The following is a 16,861-nucleotide window of genomic DNA, read 5'->3' on the forward strand; positions in this document are numbered from 1 at the left end:
GCACGAAGATTTCACGAAGCTTTCTTCCTTCTCCCCTTCTCGAGAAGGTGTCGCGAAGCGCCGGATGAGGGGGTGTCTCCGCAAATTCAAATGTGAGTTCGACTCGCGGATAGAACCCGTCACCCGTCTCGCCGCTTTGCGGCGAGCCAGGCTCTCCCGCCATGGGAGAGGGAAGACAGCCTACCGCTTCTTCCTGTTCATAAACGCGTTGAACGCGGCGGTGGCTTCTTCCGACTTCAGCCGCTCGCCGAACAGATGGGCCTCCTGATCGATGCGGCGGGTGAGCTCCTCGGATGCGACGCGGAGCAGTTTGCGCGAGATCGCGACCGCTTCGGCGGGAAGCCGGCAGATATCGCGCGCCACCTTGCGTGCCTCGACCTCGGTATGACCCGGCGAGACCACGGTGTTGACGAAGCCGGCGGCATGCGCTTCCGCGGCCGTAAAAGTCCGTCCCATCACCAGCATGGCGAAGGCGCGCTGGTAGCCCATCGTGTTCGGCATCAAGAGGCTGGACGCGCCGACCGGCACGAGCCCGAGATGGATGTAGGGCGCGGAGAAGGTCGCCGCGTTCGAGGCCAGCACATAGTCGCAATGGAACAGCATCACGGTGCCCATGCCGATCGACGCGCCGTCCACGGCCGCGATCACCGGCTTGGCGTTGTGAGCTAGCGAATAGAGAAACATGGCGCCGTCGGACAGCGTCTCGGGGCGCGACGTGTCGGCGTGCATGAAATCGTCGATGTCGTCGCCGGCGGTGAACACGCCGGAGCCCCCGGTGATGATCATGCAGCGGATGTCGGGATTGTTCTGCGCGGTGTCGATCGCGCGGCTCATCTCCCGATACATGTCCTGCGTGATCGCGTTCTTCTTGCTCGGGCGGCGCAGGGTGATCACGCGCGTTCCGCGCTCTTCGCTGACGACGATATTGCCATTCGGCATGAGGGGCCCCTGCGGTCGCCGCGATACTGACATTGCTAGACTCGCGAAACGTCAGCCTACATCATCTTGCAGGCGTGCCAATGCGCTAGCGCGACCTTTTGGAGACCGAATTCGCCCGAGACGGGCGCATCACGCTCGCCGCCGTGTTCCGCGTTGCAATGATCAACCGCCATTTTCGATTGAAAAACCACTGGTTGTGGTGCACGATCGCCTCGCGCCGTTCCATTTGGCCGATTGCCCGATTGATGATTGCCGCCACTCGTGTTGACGAATCCTCGCTGCACTATCGCGGCTGGCGCGTCGTGCTGGCCTGCTTCCTGATGGCTTTCTTCATGTTCGGCTTCGGCCTGTACGGTCAGGGCGTCTATCTCGCGGAACTGCAGCGCGCCCATGGCTGGCCGGGCACGCTGGTCTCCGCGGCCAGCACCTTCTCCTTTCTCCTGACTGCCGTCCTCGTCATCTTCACCGACGATCTGCTCGCCCGCATCGGGCTGCGGTCGCTGATCCTGTGCGGCCTGTCGGCGCTCGGCGCTTCGACGGTGCTGCTGGCGCTGCTGCAGACGCCGTGGCAGCTCTATCTCGCTTATGCGCTGATGTCGGTCGGCTGGACCGGCATGGGCACGGTGGTGATCGCGACCGTGCTGAACTCCTGGTTCGAACGGCGCCGCGGGCTCGCGCTCAGCCTCGCCTACAACGGCGCGACCTGCGGGGGCATCGTGCTCGTGCCGCTGCTGCTGTCGCTGAGCGGCAGCATCGGCTTTCGTTCCGCGATGCTGGCGGCCACGCTGGCGATGGTGGTGCTGGTGCTGCCGGTGGTGGTCATCTTCACCGGGTGGCGAACCGAAATGCCGCCGACGTCGGGTGGGAATTCATCCACTGGCGGCACTGCCTTGCCTTCGGTTCACTCACGCAAGACGCTGCTCGCCAACGCGGCGTTCTGGACCATGGTGCTGCCGATCGCGGTCGCGCTGCTGGCGCAGATGGGATTCATCATCCATCAGGTGACGTTCCTCGAACCGCTGATCGGCCGCGCCAGTGCGGGCCTTGCCGTCACCGTCATGGCGGCGATGGCGGTGGTCGGGCGCCTCTCGCTCGGCCTGTTCGTGGACCGGCTCGATCCGCGGCTCGCCTGCGCGGCATCGATGACGAGCCAGGCGGCGGCGCTGTTCGTGCTTCTGCAAAGCACGAATCCGACCGTGCTGCTCGTGTGCTGCGCCGTCTACGGTTTCTCGATCGGCAACATGATCACGTTTCCGCCCTTGATCATCCAGCGGGAGATCGGCGCGAGCGCCTTCGCCGCTGCGATGGGGCTGGGCACCTCGATCAGCGGCATCGTCAGCGCCTTCGGCCCCGGCATCGTCGGTCTCGTGCGCAGCGTAACCGGCGACTACACGAGCGCGTTTGCGATGTGCGTGGTGCTCGACGTGGTGGCGGCGAGCGCCGTACTATGGCGGCCGGGGCGACGTACGAAGCTTGCGGCTTCGTAGCCCGGATGGAGCGCAGCGCAATCCGGAATTCGTGTCACCAGCAATGATGGCCCCGGATTGCGCTGCGCTCCATCCGGGCTACGCGTCCCAGCTACCCCAACAGCACCGCATCCGCTGCCGCGACCGACTCCGCACTCTCCGTCACGGTGCGCTCGAGCGCGCCGGCCTGCACGGCGATGTTCTCGGCGAAGAAGCGCGCCAGCGAGACGTAGCGCCCGGCGTCCGCGATGCCGTCGGATTTCGCGGCGAGCGCTTCAGACGCCAGCATGCAGCCGCCGAGCGTGGCGCCGAACTGTTGCAGATACGGCGTCGCGCCGGCCAGCGCCTCGTTCGGCGCGGAAGGAAGCCGCTCCAGCAGCCATTTGCTGGTGCGCGTCAGCGACTCCAGTGCCTCACGCAATTTCACGCCCGTGGTGCCGAAGGCGGGATCGTTGGAGGCTTCGACCTGCTTCACGATTGCGGAGAGTTCGTCGAGCAGCGCCCACACCGACGCGCCGCCGTTGGCCGCGAGCTTTCGCGTGACGAGGTCGATGGCCTGGATGCCGTTGGTGCCCTCGTAGATCGCGGTGATGCGGGCATCGCGATAGTGCTGCGCCGCGCCGGTCTCCTCGATGAAGCCCATGCCGCCATGCACCTGCACGCCGAGATAGGCGACCTCGTTGCCGATGTCGGTCGAATAGCCCTTGGCCATCGGCGTCAGCAATGCCGCACGCGCTGCAGCGTCGGCGCGGACCTTCGGATCCCTGGCACGCGTCGAGACGTCGATCGCCACCGCGGTCGCATAGCAGATGGTGCGCGCCGCAGCGGTCTGCGCCCGCATCCGCATCAGCATGCGCTTGACGTCGGGATGCACGAAGATCGCATCGGAACCGTCACCCTTGTTGCCGAGGGCGCGGCCCTGCTTGCGCTCTTGTGCGTACGACAATGCCTGCTGATAGGCACGGTCGGCAACACCGACGCCTTCGAGGCCGACGCCGAGGCGGGCCTGGTTCATCATCGTGAACATGCAGCGCATGCCCTGGTTCTCTTCGCCGACCAGGAAGCCGATCGCGCCGCCATGATCGCCCATGGTCATGGTGCAGGTGGGGGAGGCATGCATGCCGAGCTTGTGCTCGACGCCGGAGGCAAAGATGTCATTGCGCGCACCCAGCGAGCCGTCTTCGTTGACCATGAATTTCGGCACGAGGAACAGCGATATCCCCTTGGTCCCTGCGGGCGCGTCCGGCAGGCGCGCCAGCACGAAATGCACGATGTTGTCGGTCATGTCGTGCTCGCCGTAGGTGATGAAGATCTTCGTCCCCTTGATGCGATAGGTGCCGTCGGCCTGCTTCTCGGCGCGGGTGCGCAACGCGCCGACATCGGAGCCGGCCTGCGGCTCGGTCAGCTGCATCGTGCCGGTCCATTCGCCGGAGACGAGCTTCTCGAGATAGATTTTCTTCAGCTCGTCGCTGCCATGCGCGTCCAGCGCCTCCATCGCCGACGCCGTCAGCAGCGGGCAGAGGCCGAAGGCGACGTTGGCGGCGCTCCAGATCTCGGTGCAGGCGGCGTTGATCGCGAGCGGCAGGCCCTGGCCGCCGAAATCCTCGGGGCCCGAGACCGCGTTCCAGCCGCCCTCGGTCCAGCGCTTGTAGGCATCCGGCCAGCCCGGCGCGGTCGTGACCTTGCCGTCGCTGAGCTTGATGCCGTGCTCGTCGCCGACTTTGTTGAGCGGCGCCAGCACGTCGGTTGCGAACTTGCCGGCTTCCTCCAGCACGGCGCTCACGATATCGCCGTCGAAATCGCCGTAATGGCCGGCCTCCATGGCAGCTTTCAGGCCGGCGCCGTGGTTGAGCGACAGCAGCATGTCAGAGATCGGCGCGCGGTAGGTCATGGCTCACTCCCGTGGACAGTTCTTGGCGCCGTATTCCCATGAAACGGGGGAGGTCTCAACTGTCAGGAGGGGTGGCGGAACGCCCGTCGGCAACGGGCTGGCGTAGCGCTCCTGTAAGGCATGGCGCGGCGCCACCGGCGCCTGTGGTATTTTGCCCCTCCGGGCGGTTGAAATGCCGCGCCTCTCCCTATAGACCGGCACCACTCGAGGGAATCCGCGGACGCTCCTGTCGCCGCCGTTTCCCGAGGGCCTGATGGGGCGTAGCCAAGTGGTAAGGCAGCGGATTTTGATTCCGCCATTCGGAGGTTCGATCCCTCCCGCCCCAGCCAGCGCTTAAGCTGCTGAGTTCGTTATGTAAGCAGCTCTGATGCCGCCGAATTTTTTGAACGCGTTTGGAAATGGAGCTTCTGATGCTCGTTCCCGAATCAAACTAAACGGCGTCGTGCATTACATCGACCATAGTGGCCTATCTCCGTGGCTTTCATCTCAGTATATACCGCCGAGGCTACTTGGGGTGGTCTGTTACGCCCTCATCGTAGGATAGGGTACTACAGCGAACAATCGGACAAGCAGTCGAAATAATGCATTGGTGCGGAATTCGCCGTGCTGTCCATCATTTCCTACAACACAGTGGAGGAGGCGATCGAGATCGCCAACGACACTGTCTACGGCCTCGGCGCCCACGTGCAGGGCACGGATATGGAAACGGTGCGGGCCGTAGCCGGAGAGATCCGGTCTGGTCAGGTCCATGTGAACTATCCTGACTGGGACCCGAACGCACCTTTCGGTGGATACAAGCGTTCCGGCAACGGCCGGGAGTACGGCCTAGAGGGGTTTGGAAGAATATCTCGAGACAAAGGCCGTTCTCGGATTCTACTCATGAAGTTGCTCTCGTCGCATCGGGTCTTGGCGCTCGTCACGACCAGCGTCCGCCAATGCAAAAGTGTTTCCGGCCGTGATGGCACACGCGTCGGAATCCGCAGAACACCTTCTGGCTCAAGGTCGGGGCTTTGACGGCTGGCTGAGTTGGCCCGTGAGTTCAGTTCGCCCGACATGTGGAGCGGTATCTCATATTTCTCCAGGCCATTTCGAAATCAATCTGTCGCGAGAAACCCGTGCGGCCGTGGATAGATGGCTCCGCGTCGCTGAAGCAAACCGATGGTTCGCGCGATCTTGGGTTGGAAGATGGGCACGGCCGTTATGTTTCGATATCGTACGATTGCCGTTGAGCCCGGGAAGTCGATTCCTGGATGCACTGATCGATTCAGGAATTTCGCTTGTGGAAGGTGGCTGCGGAACCTGCGAGACACGCGTGATCGAAGGCATGCCGGATCACCGCGAGCAGTTTCTGAGCAAGCAGGAACAAGAGACAAACAAGACGATCATGATTTGCTATTCGGGTGCAAAGTCGAAAAAGCTGACCTTGGACCTCTAAATAGGCCCAACCGACTGCCAACGTCTAATGACAGAACGTGCGCCTTATCCGATGAGGGGATTCGCGAGGCGATGCCCGCGGCACGAACGACGGCGGTAACGGCCGAAGGGGACGGCTCTAGCACGGAAAGAGTGCCTACTGCTCCCTCGCGCCCTATTGCGGCGCTGGCGACCGTCTGTCCGTTGGCCATGTCGATCATCACAGAAATGGCGCCACTATGAGGAAAGAGGACGTGCTCGGTCTGGTCACCCGCCTGCGAGACGACCGCATCCCGATCGAGCGCTACCATCTCTAGCTCGGGCGCCAGCAGATCGAGGTCCGCCGCCGGTAGTGCTGCCAGAAATCGGTTACCAATTTCGGCGGGAAGCGTCACTGCGGCCTCCTCTAACGATCGCCGCATCGCATTTCGAGCGTCATGGGGCGGCCAACTCGAACTTTGTTTGAATCCGCCTACGCCTCGCGCTCAAAGTCCAATTCAGCTGTGGAAGCTCTCAATCTCAAAAACTCCAACCACACGCGCTCGGAGGCGAATTGTTGTCTCTCAGGGTGATTGAGGAGTTAGGTCCCAGCGCGCCGCTCCGCAATTGTGAAATGCGCATGGGTAATACCATAGGGAGTTCCGCTTTCCGGGACGCGGCAAACGCCGCGGCGATCTCGCAAGAGAGGGCTCGGCTTGACCTAGAAGCTCAACAGCTACGTGATGAAGCCGGGTCATTTCCGCCAGGACAAACGAGACAGTCTGCTTAGGAAGGCCCGGCAGAACGAAATCACGTCTCAGTAACCGAGTGGCTGACCTTGTCAGTAACCGAGTGGCTGGCCTTGCCAAGATGGCAGCCACCGAAATAGGGCGCCTCCGTTGGCGGCATGAGTGGCGGCTCAAACGAGCATCCACATCGTAAACGCGGCGCAGAGGCAGATCGTGCCCACGACAGTCATCCGGCAAAGAAGCGCTCGGTCCGGTCCATGTCGATCATCTTCGAGATCGATCCACGCCCGTAAACGTTTAAAGCTGCACGCTGGCTCCTGCTTGCGCCTGTCGTAATCTGTCAGAGCTTACGTCCCATCAGATGGTGTGAGCGCTCTGCGAACTGGCATTCCAGCAAATTCGATCTGAGGGGCTTCGAAACCAACTGAATCAGCTGGTTGCTAACCGCTATCTGCAAGCCCGCACTGAGCAGCTCTTGACCCTGAGTACGGCAACGCTCGTTGCGTGTGTCGGGCTCTTAGTGTCCAAGTTGCAGTAACTGATAGCCCTCCGAGGCTCGCGCAATAGCGGGGGTTGTGTTGATCAATTGGCATCGGTCGTCGAGCAGGTTCGTGGTCCAATGCGGCGAGACAAAGTAAGGATCAAACGTCGGAGTGATGAAAAGCTAACCATAATCGAAGAAGGATCGCTCAAAAGTTCACTGCTGCTGGTGCGAACCTTATTGCATGCCTGCGCAGAGCGCAGGCGGACGACGCTCTGGCGCTGACACTCGACATTGCACTCAGCGCTGGGACTGCTCACCTGCTTTGATGGATGGCGGACAAAAGGCTCCAGTCATCGGACTGGAGCCGCCACCTTCCTAAGCGCCTCCGCGAGGGGGATTGCGGGCAGTCGGAAGAGCGGGGTTTATCGATCTAGGTCAATGTTTCAACCGGATGCACGCTAGCGGCAAAAGTCAGACTATTGCGCTGTCATAAAACCAGTCAAACACCGGGCTTGTCATTTCAATCTGCGAGACTTTAACTCTGACACTCAGAAATAACAGGTTTGTGAAAAACAAGCCGAAGGGGGTCCGCAGTGGAGAAGGTGCGACGCTTACGCGCGATGGGTTCGCTGTGTCGTCAACAAGCAGCGTACAATGGCGTGAATAAATGGAAGCTCCTCGCGGAAGCAGAATACTGGGAGCACTTGGCTGAGCTTGAGCTGTCGTCCCATTTCCAAGAATGCAACGTCGCTTGTGCAAATGAAAGAACAGAGCCTCAAGCACGCACAGAGGAGAATGATTACTCGCGCCGGGAGACGATTGCCCCCGGATCAACGGCGACCACGAATGACGCGCAGTGTGCGCTTATGCCCCTATGAGCAAGATCCTCGTCGCGGCAATCGAAATGTGGGTTGGTCCAGCGCGCCAGTGTCGGCGACCTTACTCTTCTGGCCTATATGTCGCGATTTTGCGCGCACCTTCCCAAAGCTCGACGTCTTGGCCGTTAACGAGCTGCTTGGCTCGTTCGCTCGCCGTTGGTTCGTCGACGCAATCAAGTTCAAGGCGAAGCTGTATGTGGCCGTCCGATCCAAGAATGTAGGCTCGATACTCCGGCATGAGTTGCTCCAAAACATCAGTTCCGAAGCTGAAACCCGAGAAAATTACAACAACATCAAGAAGCTGTCCATTTAATTAGGACGATACTCCCATCCGTTCCCGACGGATCACTGCTCTGGACATACTCAAGAGCGCCACCGCCGCTGAGGAGGTACACGTTCGGATTCACTCAACCCCGAATATTAAGCTGCCTTCGTTGCATTGCATGATCGATTAAATACATTTAACGAATTAAATTCGGATAACTGAAAATAATGTGGTACCTCTGTCGGTCCGAAGACATTCGTGACGTGGATGTCATACCTCGACAGAAGATGACGATCGACGTGAATTTTTGAAGACCTGCGGTAGATTTGCGGCCGTAACGCCGCCCGCCATGACCTTGCTTCTATCGACCTCACTCACGTCAAACGCCATCGCTGCGTCTGGGGCAAAAGGTGTGAACGGAGGTGGGGCAGAGCACCATCACCATGAGCACCACCTCGAACACCATCCTCACGACCGGGACGACGATTAATTGATGAGGGAAGAGGTCCGCCTCAGGCACTCCGGGGCCTCTGCCTTGTAAGCACATGGCCTACTCACCTAGTCGTGAGTTGGGTCGCTGTCGGCGCTCTACACATCTCGGTCGGGTTAATCGAGACGGTCTCTCGCCCATGGGCGCGACCTGCGCCGATAGTGCCACAAACAGCATCAATGTCGTTAGGGGCACCATTCCGGCGCATCATGCTCGCGCGCCGAGAGCGTCGTCGGTCGTGGCGACGTGCAGCGTGTTCAGACTGCGGGCAGCGGAACGGATCAGCAATCACGCCGCTGTCAGTCTCGATTGCTCATCATGCTTCGTGCTACTGCAGTTTCTGGTTGTTGGCTACTTCTCGCGCTAAACTAAGCTCAAGCTCAGTGAGCTTTTCGATCAAGTGCTCCACGATCTCCGCGCAGTCCGAATGCGTCAGCGAATGCACTCCGCGCGATGTCAGTTGGTTCTTGAGGATAGTCGCCATCATGGCTTTGACGCTCATGGACCGGCCTCGTCTGAAAAATCGGATCGTCACAACATCAATCTGAAGTAGACGTTGAATATGGACGACACGCAACGGCAAGAAGTTTGGTTCAACCTCCGTACAAGTACGGGCGGCGCTCGCGCTATGTTGCGTTGCGAAGCACGTTGCCGTTGCAACACCAAAGCAGCGCTTCGCTCCGAATTCGGGACTTACGAAACAATTCGTTAGCTTTTATCTGGCTTGCTAGGTGCGTGCCGATTACCGCCGATTGCGGCACATGGAATGGGAATACCGGCCCCGGCTGTTCCTCCCAACCTGCGGCCGGGGCCGTTTGAACTTGCACTGCACCGTTCAACCCGGTCCACGACAATGTTTAGAGGCATTGCCATCACGCTATTTGGGCTGACCATTCTTTCGCAGCTCGATCAGACGCTCTTCTATGGTCGAAATACTGGCGCCGCGCTCAGGCTTGTGCGGGACATTAGTCGTGGTTCCGGCCTGTAGGTCAGCCGTGCTACGCTCCTTCGGGCGGGCCCGCGCGAGCTTCCTCGACGGCTACTTCTTCAACAATACCCCTATCGTTCGCGCCATTCGCCTCACTGATCCTGCGTGACGGCCCAGCTCGGCTGCAATCTTCGATACGCCAGCGCCCGTTCGTGCCAGCTTCGACAATTGCTGGACCTCGCGGTCGGTCCATTGCTTTGGCTTCGGCGTTTTCATGGTGCGGTGCTCACCCGTACCAGTTAACCAGCGCGCCTCGTTTCGAACACTTGGGAAATTTACGGGTGGGTCCGTGGACTGCGATCGAGGTTCACCGAGAAATAGTCGACCACTTCCGTAGCCTCGGCGCCTTGCCTGAAACCCCGCTGTTCTTCGAAATCGACGGAAGGACCATATGGATGAACTGCTGCGGCGTACAATGACATCACCGCTTCCGGATTGGGCCCCTCCCAACCGCAATGTGATGCGGCGAAGGCGGAGCAGCGTTCGCTGGCGGAGCCATGCACCAAAGTTCGGTTGTGCACGTCGATCTAGCCGGCTTGACCTCTTCCGCGTCAGCCACGCGTTCGCTGAGAGGGCGGCTTAAACTCCACGACCTCGTGCTGGTCGCACGGATTAGCTCGCTCGTTTTTCTTGACGATTAGCTCAAGCTCGAGAGCCTCGAAGGCGAGTTCATCCGCCAAGCGCTTAAACAGCTCGCGCTTTTCTATGTCCGTCGCTTGCTGACTCATCAGCATAAACTCTCTGGCGTCAGCGCGGACCTTTCCCAAACGTCGTCGGAGGTCCTTCATGTGTGCCGGCTTAGCTTTAAACTTATCCTTGGCCCGAACAAATCAGTTTGCTGGTTCGGATTCACCCGGAGTCAACTGCCGAAACTCGATAATGGTTCTATGCGGACCGCCAAATTCGCCGCTCATCGTTCTGCGATATTTGGGCCACGCTCCATGACCCCGCCCCTGTTCAGGGATTGCGGGCTGAGGACAGCCGTCTTGGCCGATGAGCCATCCTGTCCGGCTCTCGCCGGATGATGCATAGAACTAGCATACCTGAAGGGGGCATGAATGTTCGAAAGCGCACAGACGCGAGTGTTGCGCCGGACTAGGCTGCGAGCGATCCTGGACGCTCGCAAAGCGCTCGGGGCCCAACGGCCTCGGGGAGATGCGAAAATGTGCCGGCTGCGCTGAAGCGGCTCCGTCCGCGAACGCAGTGTTGCCGGTTGCGTGCCGGGTATGAGGCAGGAGTAAGCTCGGCAGATTTAGATCAACGATGGTCGTTCTCGTGCGTACTTTTCTTCTCATTGTGGGAATATGGCTACTGGTGAACGTTCTGTTCGTTGTAGTTGTCCTGCCCTCGCGCAGACCGGCACCTACTCGGCGAGCAGGAATTCCATCTCCGGTGACGATTAACACAACGGCCGGTCGCTCGGACGATCACGACCCACCACTCCTGCAGCGCGCAATGAGGCCGGTTGCAATCAGGGTTCTTTTCATCGTGCTCATCCTTCCAGTCCTTCGAGCGTGGAATGCGGTTAGGCGGCACTTCAGAGGGCACGACAACTAGACACGGCCATCGCGTGCTTGAGATTCTCGTCGATGTCCTCACTGCGCCGCGGGCCCCCCGAGCGATTCAGCGAGACCATCAGCCCAGCGCTCTCGCTATGGCCATGCCTCGAAGCATGGTTATGACCCGCGCTTCAACGATGATGTGAGGAGCTCAGAGCCCAGGGGGGAACAGCCGGCGCCAGCATTTCCATCCCAAAATGCCGCAACGCGCGCTCAACTTGTCTGCCGCTTTTCGGCTGAAGCCCGATCGATTAGGAAATCGTCCAATTTTCGGCCGCCTCGAAGCTGCGGCCGCAGCCATCGAGGCAGCCTGCCGCGACCCGACCATGTCTCCGCCGGGTTCTTCGGATTGCGATATTTGGGACGAACGGGCGGGTATGGACGGCGCTCGCGATTGAACCGCGTGGCCTCGTTGGCCAGTCCAATCCTGTGGAGCCGTTCCTCCAAATGTGCTTTTTGCACCAACATTTTCTGAGTGAGTTTGGCGGCGACCTCTTGGTGAAATATCCAGAGCTCGTCAACGGAGAGCGAATTGAAATGCGCGGTGTTCATGGCTCCATCCCTAATCTTGGGCAGAAGGCCCAGGCAGACAAGTCGGGAATCCGGGAGCAGACAAGCCCTCAGTTAAATATTGATCGTGCAATCCACATTTAATACGACAGGTAGCAGGGAGAAAGGCGCGACAGTGGTAATATCGTGGCGGAGTATTTAAATCGCCGCGCGGGGTAGCCACGTCTCGTGACCTCCACAAACTCACCCTCGGCCAGTTGCGCTTTCGTGCTCGGGGACGAGCGCAAAGATGGCGATCGACCGGGCGGCGGCGGCGCGGATCGCGGGGAGCGAGGCCCAGCACAACTCAGGTGGCTCGATGAATCGATCGCGCTGCCTCGTGACCGGCATATTAATCAGGTAGCCAAGAGTACAATTAATTAATTCATCGCGCCGCCCGATTTAAGCCGCATGGGAGCCGTTGTCGCCGCTAAGGTTCGAGCGGGGGTGGGGCGCACCCGGGAGTTTTCGATGTCCGGTCATTTGCGATTATACTTCGCCAGTTTGGTGCTTGTCGGAGGTTTATCGGCGGCGCCTGCGTCTTCCAACCCTCTTGCCGACTTCTTCAATACTGCCACGCCCCAACCCACGGTAACCTCTCCGCCGCAAGCCGAATGCGTGCCGCGTCCCGGTACCTCGACCACTGGTGGACAGCATTGGGTCTACCGAATGGACGGTCGCCGCAAATGCTGGTTCCTGGCCGAGGGCATCGCGACGGTGAAGAAGCCCATTCGGGCTCGCATGGCCAAAGACCGTAGCGCCAGTTTGGACGAGAACGGGACGAGGTGGAGCGCGGTCGTTGATGCGCGCGCGGAGGTGCTGCGCTCCGCACCGCCCGAGCAATCTCAGCCGCCTGTACCCGAAATGAAGGTAGCTGATGCCGCTTCCAATCTCGGCACGGGGTCGGCGGCCCCCATTGTCGATCTTCCCAACCAGCTCACCTCCGAACACTCCGTGCCGGGCCAAGTCGACGTTGGGCAGATTCTCGCCGACGCACCTCAAGATATGCCGCTGGGCGCGCGCACTGCAGAGGCGCACGGCGAAGCGCGCAGCTGGACGGCCTGGTTCGGTGTGCTGCTGATGACGCTTGGTGGCCTCTCGCTCTTAAGCTCGAGCCGCACGCTTCGGCATGCGTGGAGATTACGTTAGCTTAGATGCGAGGTACCAGCCGCCGCGCAATCAATGGATTCCACGAGCTGGTATAGCCGAACTGCCACACGTACAAAGATTCCGTGCGCCACACCTAGTTTGGCACTGCCTTAGACGGACATTCGAGTACGATGACGGTCGCCTTTGGGATCGGACTGCATGATGCGGTACAAGGTGTTCGTGGTGGACGGCAGCCGCCAAGTGATCTGCGCTGCAAAGCTCGACTGCATTGACGAGCAGGCGGCGAGACGCCGAGCCGAGCAAATGCATGACGAGCACGACGTTGAGCTTTGGGAAGGCGATCGACTCGTTGCTGTGTTCCGAAGTGCAACGTCGAATGAAGGTCGGAGCTAACGCGCGATCCTGAATAGACGGCCGGTCTCGCCGCGGCACCCCGGCCTGGCTGGTTGCCGACATGTCGCAGCGACGTGTCACCGAGGCTCGCTCCTGCAGTGATGAAGGCGCCAGTCCTCTTTCAAAATGGTCGCAGATGCGAGGATAGCGGGCAATTCGTCCATCGAATCGCGCGAGTGTGTCAATCGGCGTTCGACCGGGACCCCGTATCGGCATCCAAAAGGGGCTCTGACGCATATTCGATGATCGTGTTTGTTTTTATGGCGCGCCAATCAGCCTAGCCTGAAGGAGATCGAGCTTAGCGCGCCCGTACATCTGCCGTTTGACCAGCTTGAGCTTAGTGATCTGCGCTTCCACTTGGCCATTGGACCATGGTTGCGTAATAGCGGCGTGCACCGCGCCCTTATCGTTGGCGATTCCATTCGCGAACGAGGCAATGAGGCTCCGCTTGGATTCTTCAATCCAAGGTTCGAGCTCGATCTCGGCCTTCCTTCGGATCATCGCGTGGAAGCGGCCAACGAGAGCTTGGGCATCGGCCAGCATAGGAACGTTTTGTTCGATGACCGCAAGCGTGACGGTCTCCGCCCTGGTTAGGTGGTCGCGCTTCGTCGTCATCAGCTGCGCTATCGTCCTGGCGGCGGGGACCTTCTGCAATTGTTGATGGCTGATAGTCTCGGCACGCCGCCGTCGCGTCGTCCATTCCGCCACCACGCGCAGCGATCCCTTGAAGCCTTGTCCCTTCAAGCGGCGCCAGAGCTCGGCACCGTTGCGACAGCCGCCTGACCACTGCGCGTCCAGGAACGGCAGATGCCCGTCCAGGGTGCTTTGACGGGTGCGGAACATATCCGTACCGCCGCCGCGGCTAATTTGGCGAACCAGATTGCGACTATGTCCTGTGCGGCGGACGATCTCCTTGAGCGGCACACCGTCGCTGACGAGAGCCGTAATTAAGGCATGGCTGTCCTGGCGCTGCAGATAGCCCTGATAGCGCAGCTTTTCCGCACAGGTCAGCAATTCCGGGTCGATCGTCGTCGCTCCGATTGCGGTTCGGATTCTGTTCATGGAGCGGCGCACCGCATCAAGGAAGGCCGCGCTCGCATTTTCCATCAGATGCCAGCGGTCGGCGACTTGGATGGCGTTCGGCAGCGCCTTGGCTGCTGCCTCGCCGTATCCACCACCGCGATCTCGCGACACAATGTTGATCGCTGGGTGCTTCGATAGCCACGCCCGAACGGCCGCAGTTTCCCGGTCGGGCAGCAGGGTAACGATCCGCCGGCGCTCCAAATCGCACACGATCGTCCCGTATCGATGGTTTCTCCGGAACGCCCAGTCATCGATGCCCACAACAAGCAATGGATCTGTCGGCATCGCCGCCCGCCGGCGGACCACCCGTAGCAAGGTATCGTTGCTAACGGGCAGCATGAGCCGCTTGGCGAAGCTTGCCGCCGGCCGGCCGCCCAGCGCCAACCCCAAGTGATGGACGATGTATTCCAGCCGTGCCGTCCGGCGCCGTCGAAGCGGAACGATGTCTTCTCCAAACCGCTCTGAGAAGATCCGCCGGCGGCAATGCGGCACCTCACATGTGAAGCGCCGCGTGAGCAATCGGAGGCGCACCTTTCTGCCCGCTGATGGCAAATCAGCCACGTGCCGGATGTAACGGCTATGGATTCGGCGCGATGCTGTCGTGCACAAAGGGCACTGGGCCTCCGTAGCCTCTGACCGAACAGCCAGAATAACCGAATCCTCTGAATCACTTACGCCATCAAACACCAAACCACTCGGTACGAGCGATGAAATTCGAAAGCCTGTCCGCATGGCGCTGATTCTCCGTTTGAGAACACAGTCGCCCGGCAAACTTCATCAGAAATGAGTCAGACCCCCGATTGGATGCCGATCACCCCGAAAACGGGGTCCTTATTCCATGCTGAAACACACGAGTGAGCCAACGCGAGTCAACCTTCGGTCCCGGCGGTCTCTAAACGGCTCTTGCTCTGCCGCTCGCTTTGGTACGCCGTCTTCTTGTTCTTGCTTTTACATGTCGGAGCTTACTTCGAAGCTTCTCCACCTCTCTAAGCTCCTCCAGAAGCGCCTGGTGCCGTTCGTTCAGAACAGCACTCGAAAAAATCTGACGCGTACTCGACATCACATGCCTCAGAAAATGACTTGAAGTAAGAAGTTGACGAAAGCGAAAGAAAGAACACTCGACCGAAGCTCAATGAGCTAAAGCCGCAGCCGCCAGATGCTCCCAGTACTCTGCCTCTGCAAGCAGTTTCCAGCTTCTCTCAGGTTGGAGTGCGGCAGTCTGTCGGCACAGCAGCGCCATTGCACGCAGGCGGCGGGCAGCTTCCATTTCAACCTCCCATGTTTTCCCCAAACATATTTTTCAAATTCGCGATGGAGTCATCATGATTATATGAGATAATCAAATTTCTCGTTTAATGGCGGTCAATTTGGTTCCATTTGTAAGCCGACCGGGAGCTGCTTTCGGTTTAAGCTTCACATCGATTTCGAATGCTTGCTCGCCGGGCCCCGCTGCGCCGTAAAGCGAACGAGAAACGTGCGCAAGACGGCAGCACGAGATGCGAAGCTTCGTGCGCGAGCATCGCTATGTCAGAAATCCCAACCGAGGCCTCTTCTCGCCGCACTCCAGGACACATGCGCCGGCTACCGAGCCATAACCCAGCCCTTGGATTGCGTCAGCGGTCTGGCTACGCGCCTCGCGTTGGAGCGCACCACCCTTGAGTCCCGCGATGATCTCACACTCTGGAACGTGGGCCCCGGCGACAAGGACGGCTACTGCTCCCCATAAGGATGACCAGCATCACATTGAAAGCCAAGTTCGCCGCGTCACGGCGGGCGGGCCTGGATCGCGTCGGGTGCGCAAGTTAATAATCACGCGCAACGCATTGCGAGGCCGTTGCTTTCATGCCTCGTCTTCGCAGATAGGGCTGAGTTTGGCTCCAGTTGGCTCCCTGCGACTGTCGATCTACGCATAGCAATGACCATCTCGCGGACCGAGCATCTGGGTAAAAAGCCGTACAATTCCGGAGTCGCCTCGCAAGGAGTGGCGCAAGAGCCTCCTTCTCCTTGATTTTGATGCATTAATCATTAAATGCGGCGTATAAATAAATAATTGGACGAACGCTTTAATTTTAAATATGTTTGATCTAATCGAGAGTGGATGATCGTGACGCTTCTTGGTCACGTTGTCGTTTCTGAAGTCGCGAGTATTGCAAAATCAATAATTGCCAAACGTGGGCGGCCAAGCACCGGCCACGATGGGGCAAGGGGGATACCGCTAGATCTTTCGCGTAACTTGGCAGCAGTTGATGGATTGCTGCGGTGGGCGGACCTATCGCCGTTCGAGCGAGCGCTACCAATTTGCGTGATTTGATTTTGCCGGACGCTCTCTGCTCTGCATTGGCAGGCGAGGTTACGAATGACGTGCACGCATTTTGTCGCAATGTTCACTCGGGCCCGGGAAATTTCGAATTCTCCTCCGCCAATTTTCGATTTTTCGATCCAGCCAAGTTTGCGGTTTGCAAACATGGCGGCTGTCAGGCGCGCGACCGTGCACACGACATTCGCTCGCAAGCTCGGAGCGGCTCTAGTCCAGCTTGAGCGGCACGAAGCGCTGAGCAGGACGATAGGCATGCTCAGTAGCTCGGCATCTTTCTTCAGCAGCATAGGCAAGGCAACGGCCGATCA

Annotated in this window: 13 protein-coding genes, 1 tRNA gene and 1 pseudogene; 7 read left to right on the plus strand and 8 right to left on the minus strand. The window is 59.7% G+C overall.

Features of this window, described 5'->3' with window-relative positions:
• Positions 1 to 180 precede the first annotated feature (180 nt).
• Entirely contained in the window at positions 181 to 939 is a 759-nt protein-coding gene (locus IVB19_RS10050; RefSeq protein ID WP_247821355.1) for an enoyl-CoA hydratase-related protein, read from the minus strand.
• A gap of 245 nt (positions 940 to 1,184) precedes the next feature.
• Between IVB19_RS10050 and IVB19_RS10055 the strand changes: the two genes are divergently transcribed.
• Positions 1,185 to 2,426 (plus strand): MFS transporter, encoded by a 1,242-nt coding sequence (locus IVB19_RS10055; RefSeq protein WP_247821356.1) that lies wholly within the window; start codon positions 1,185 to 1,187, stop codon positions 2,424 to 2,426.
• 91 nt (positions 2,427 to 2,517) lie between these two features.
• Here IVB19_RS10055 and IVB19_RS10060 read toward each other — a convergent pair whose 3' ends face one another.
• Positions 2,518 to 4,296, minus strand: coding sequence for an acyl-CoA dehydrogenase family protein (locus tag IVB19_RS10060; RefSeq protein ID WP_247821357.1), 1,779 nt, complete (start codon positions 4,294 to 4,296; stop codon positions 2,518 to 2,520).
• Between the two features lie 254 nt (positions 4,297 to 4,550).
• Between IVB19_RS10060 and IVB19_RS10065 the strand changes: the two genes are divergently transcribed.
• From IVB19_RS10065 to IVB19_RS10075, 3 genes and pseudogenes are all read left to right on the plus strand, one after another.
• A tRNA-Gln gene (locus IVB19_RS10065) sits at positions 4,551 to 4,625 on the plus strand.
• A gap of 274 nt (positions 4,626 to 4,899) precedes the next feature.
• Positions 4,900 to 5,179: pseudogene (locus IVB19_RS10070) on the plus strand (aldehyde dehydrogenase family protein); the annotation flags it as partial.
• A gap of 75 nt (positions 5,180 to 5,254) precedes the next feature.
• Positions 5,255 to 5,731, plus strand: coding sequence for a 2Fe-2S iron-sulfur cluster-binding protein (locus tag IVB19_RS10075; protein WP_083926417.1), 477 nt, complete (start codon positions 5,255 to 5,257; stop codon positions 5,729 to 5,731).
• Here the strand turns inward: IVB19_RS10075 and IVB19_RS10080 are convergent.
• Positions 5,679 to 6,131: a cyclic nucleotide-binding domain-containing protein gene (locus IVB19_RS10080; protein WP_346283652.1), complete on the minus strand. Its 453-nt coding sequence runs from the start codon at positions 6,129 to 6,131 to the stop codon at positions 5,679 to 5,681. The two genes, IVB19_RS10075 and IVB19_RS10080, sit on opposite strands and share 53 nt — an antisense overlap.
• Before the next feature lie 1,636 nt (positions 6,132 to 7,767).
• Between IVB19_RS10080 and IVB19_RS10090 the strand changes: the two genes are divergently transcribed.
• On the plus strand, positions 7,768 to 8,112 hold the full coding sequence (locus IVB19_RS10090) for a hypothetical protein (protein WP_204513898.1): 345 nt from the start codon (positions 7,768 to 7,770) through the stop codon (positions 8,110 to 8,112).
• Positions 8,113 to 8,882: 770 nt separating this feature from the next.
• On the opposite strand, the gene IVB19_RS10095 is transcribed toward IVB19_RS10090, so the two are convergent.
• The 3 genes from IVB19_RS10095 to IVB19_RS10105 form a co-directional block, all read right to left on the minus strand.
• Positions 8,883 to 9,056 carry a hypothetical protein gene (locus IVB19_RS10095; RefSeq protein WP_162847274.1) on the minus strand — a complete coding sequence of 58 codons (174 nt, stop codon included), beginning with the start codon at positions 9,054 to 9,056 and terminating at the stop codon, positions 8,883 to 8,885.
• A 1,037-nt stretch (positions 9,057 to 10,093) separates the two neighbouring features.
• Complete coding sequence (locus IVB19_RS10100) at positions 10,094 to 10,276, minus strand: hypothetical protein (protein WP_245333112.1); 183 nt, start codon at positions 10,274 to 10,276, stop codon at positions 10,094 to 10,096.
• 1,038 nt (positions 10,277 to 11,314) lie between these two features.
• On the minus strand, positions 11,315 to 11,653 hold the full coding sequence (locus IVB19_RS10105) for an H-NS histone family protein (protein ID WP_085357172.1): 339 nt from the start codon (positions 11,651 to 11,653) through the stop codon (positions 11,315 to 11,317).
• Between the two features lie 468 nt (positions 11,654 to 12,121).
• Between IVB19_RS10105 and IVB19_RS10110 the strand changes: the two genes are divergently transcribed.
• On the plus strand, positions 12,122 to 12,799 hold the full coding sequence (locus tag IVB19_RS10110) for a hypothetical protein (protein ID WP_247821358.1): 678 nt from the start codon (positions 12,122 to 12,124) through the stop codon (positions 12,797 to 12,799).
• Between the two features lie 159 nt (positions 12,800 to 12,958).
• Positions 12,959 to 13,153 carry a hypothetical protein gene (locus IVB19_RS10115; protein ID WP_247821359.1) on the plus strand — a complete coding sequence of 65 codons (195 nt, stop codon included), beginning with the start codon at positions 12,959 to 12,961 and terminating at the stop codon, positions 13,151 to 13,153.
• Between the two features lie 258 nt (positions 13,154 to 13,411).
• On the opposite strand, the gene IVB19_RS10120 is transcribed toward IVB19_RS10115, so the two are convergent.
• Positions 13,412 to 14,968 carry an ISL3 family transposase gene (locus IVB19_RS10120; protein WP_247821360.1) on the minus strand — a complete coding sequence of 519 codons (1,557 nt, stop codon included), beginning with the start codon at positions 14,966 to 14,968 and terminating at the stop codon, positions 13,412 to 13,414.
• Between the two features lie 1,386 nt (positions 14,969 to 16,354).
• Positions 16,355 to 16,840 (minus strand): hypothetical protein, encoded by a 486-nt coding sequence (locus tag IVB19_RS10125; protein ID WP_247404706.1) that lies wholly within the window; start codon positions 16,838 to 16,840, stop codon positions 16,355 to 16,357.
• Positions 16,841 to 16,861: the final 21 nt, after the last annotated feature.

This window comes from Bradyrhizobium sp. 187, assembly GCF_023101005.1.
GTDB lineage: Bacteria > Pseudomonadota > Alphaproteobacteria > Rhizobiales > Xanthobacteraceae > Bradyrhizobium > Bradyrhizobium canariense_D.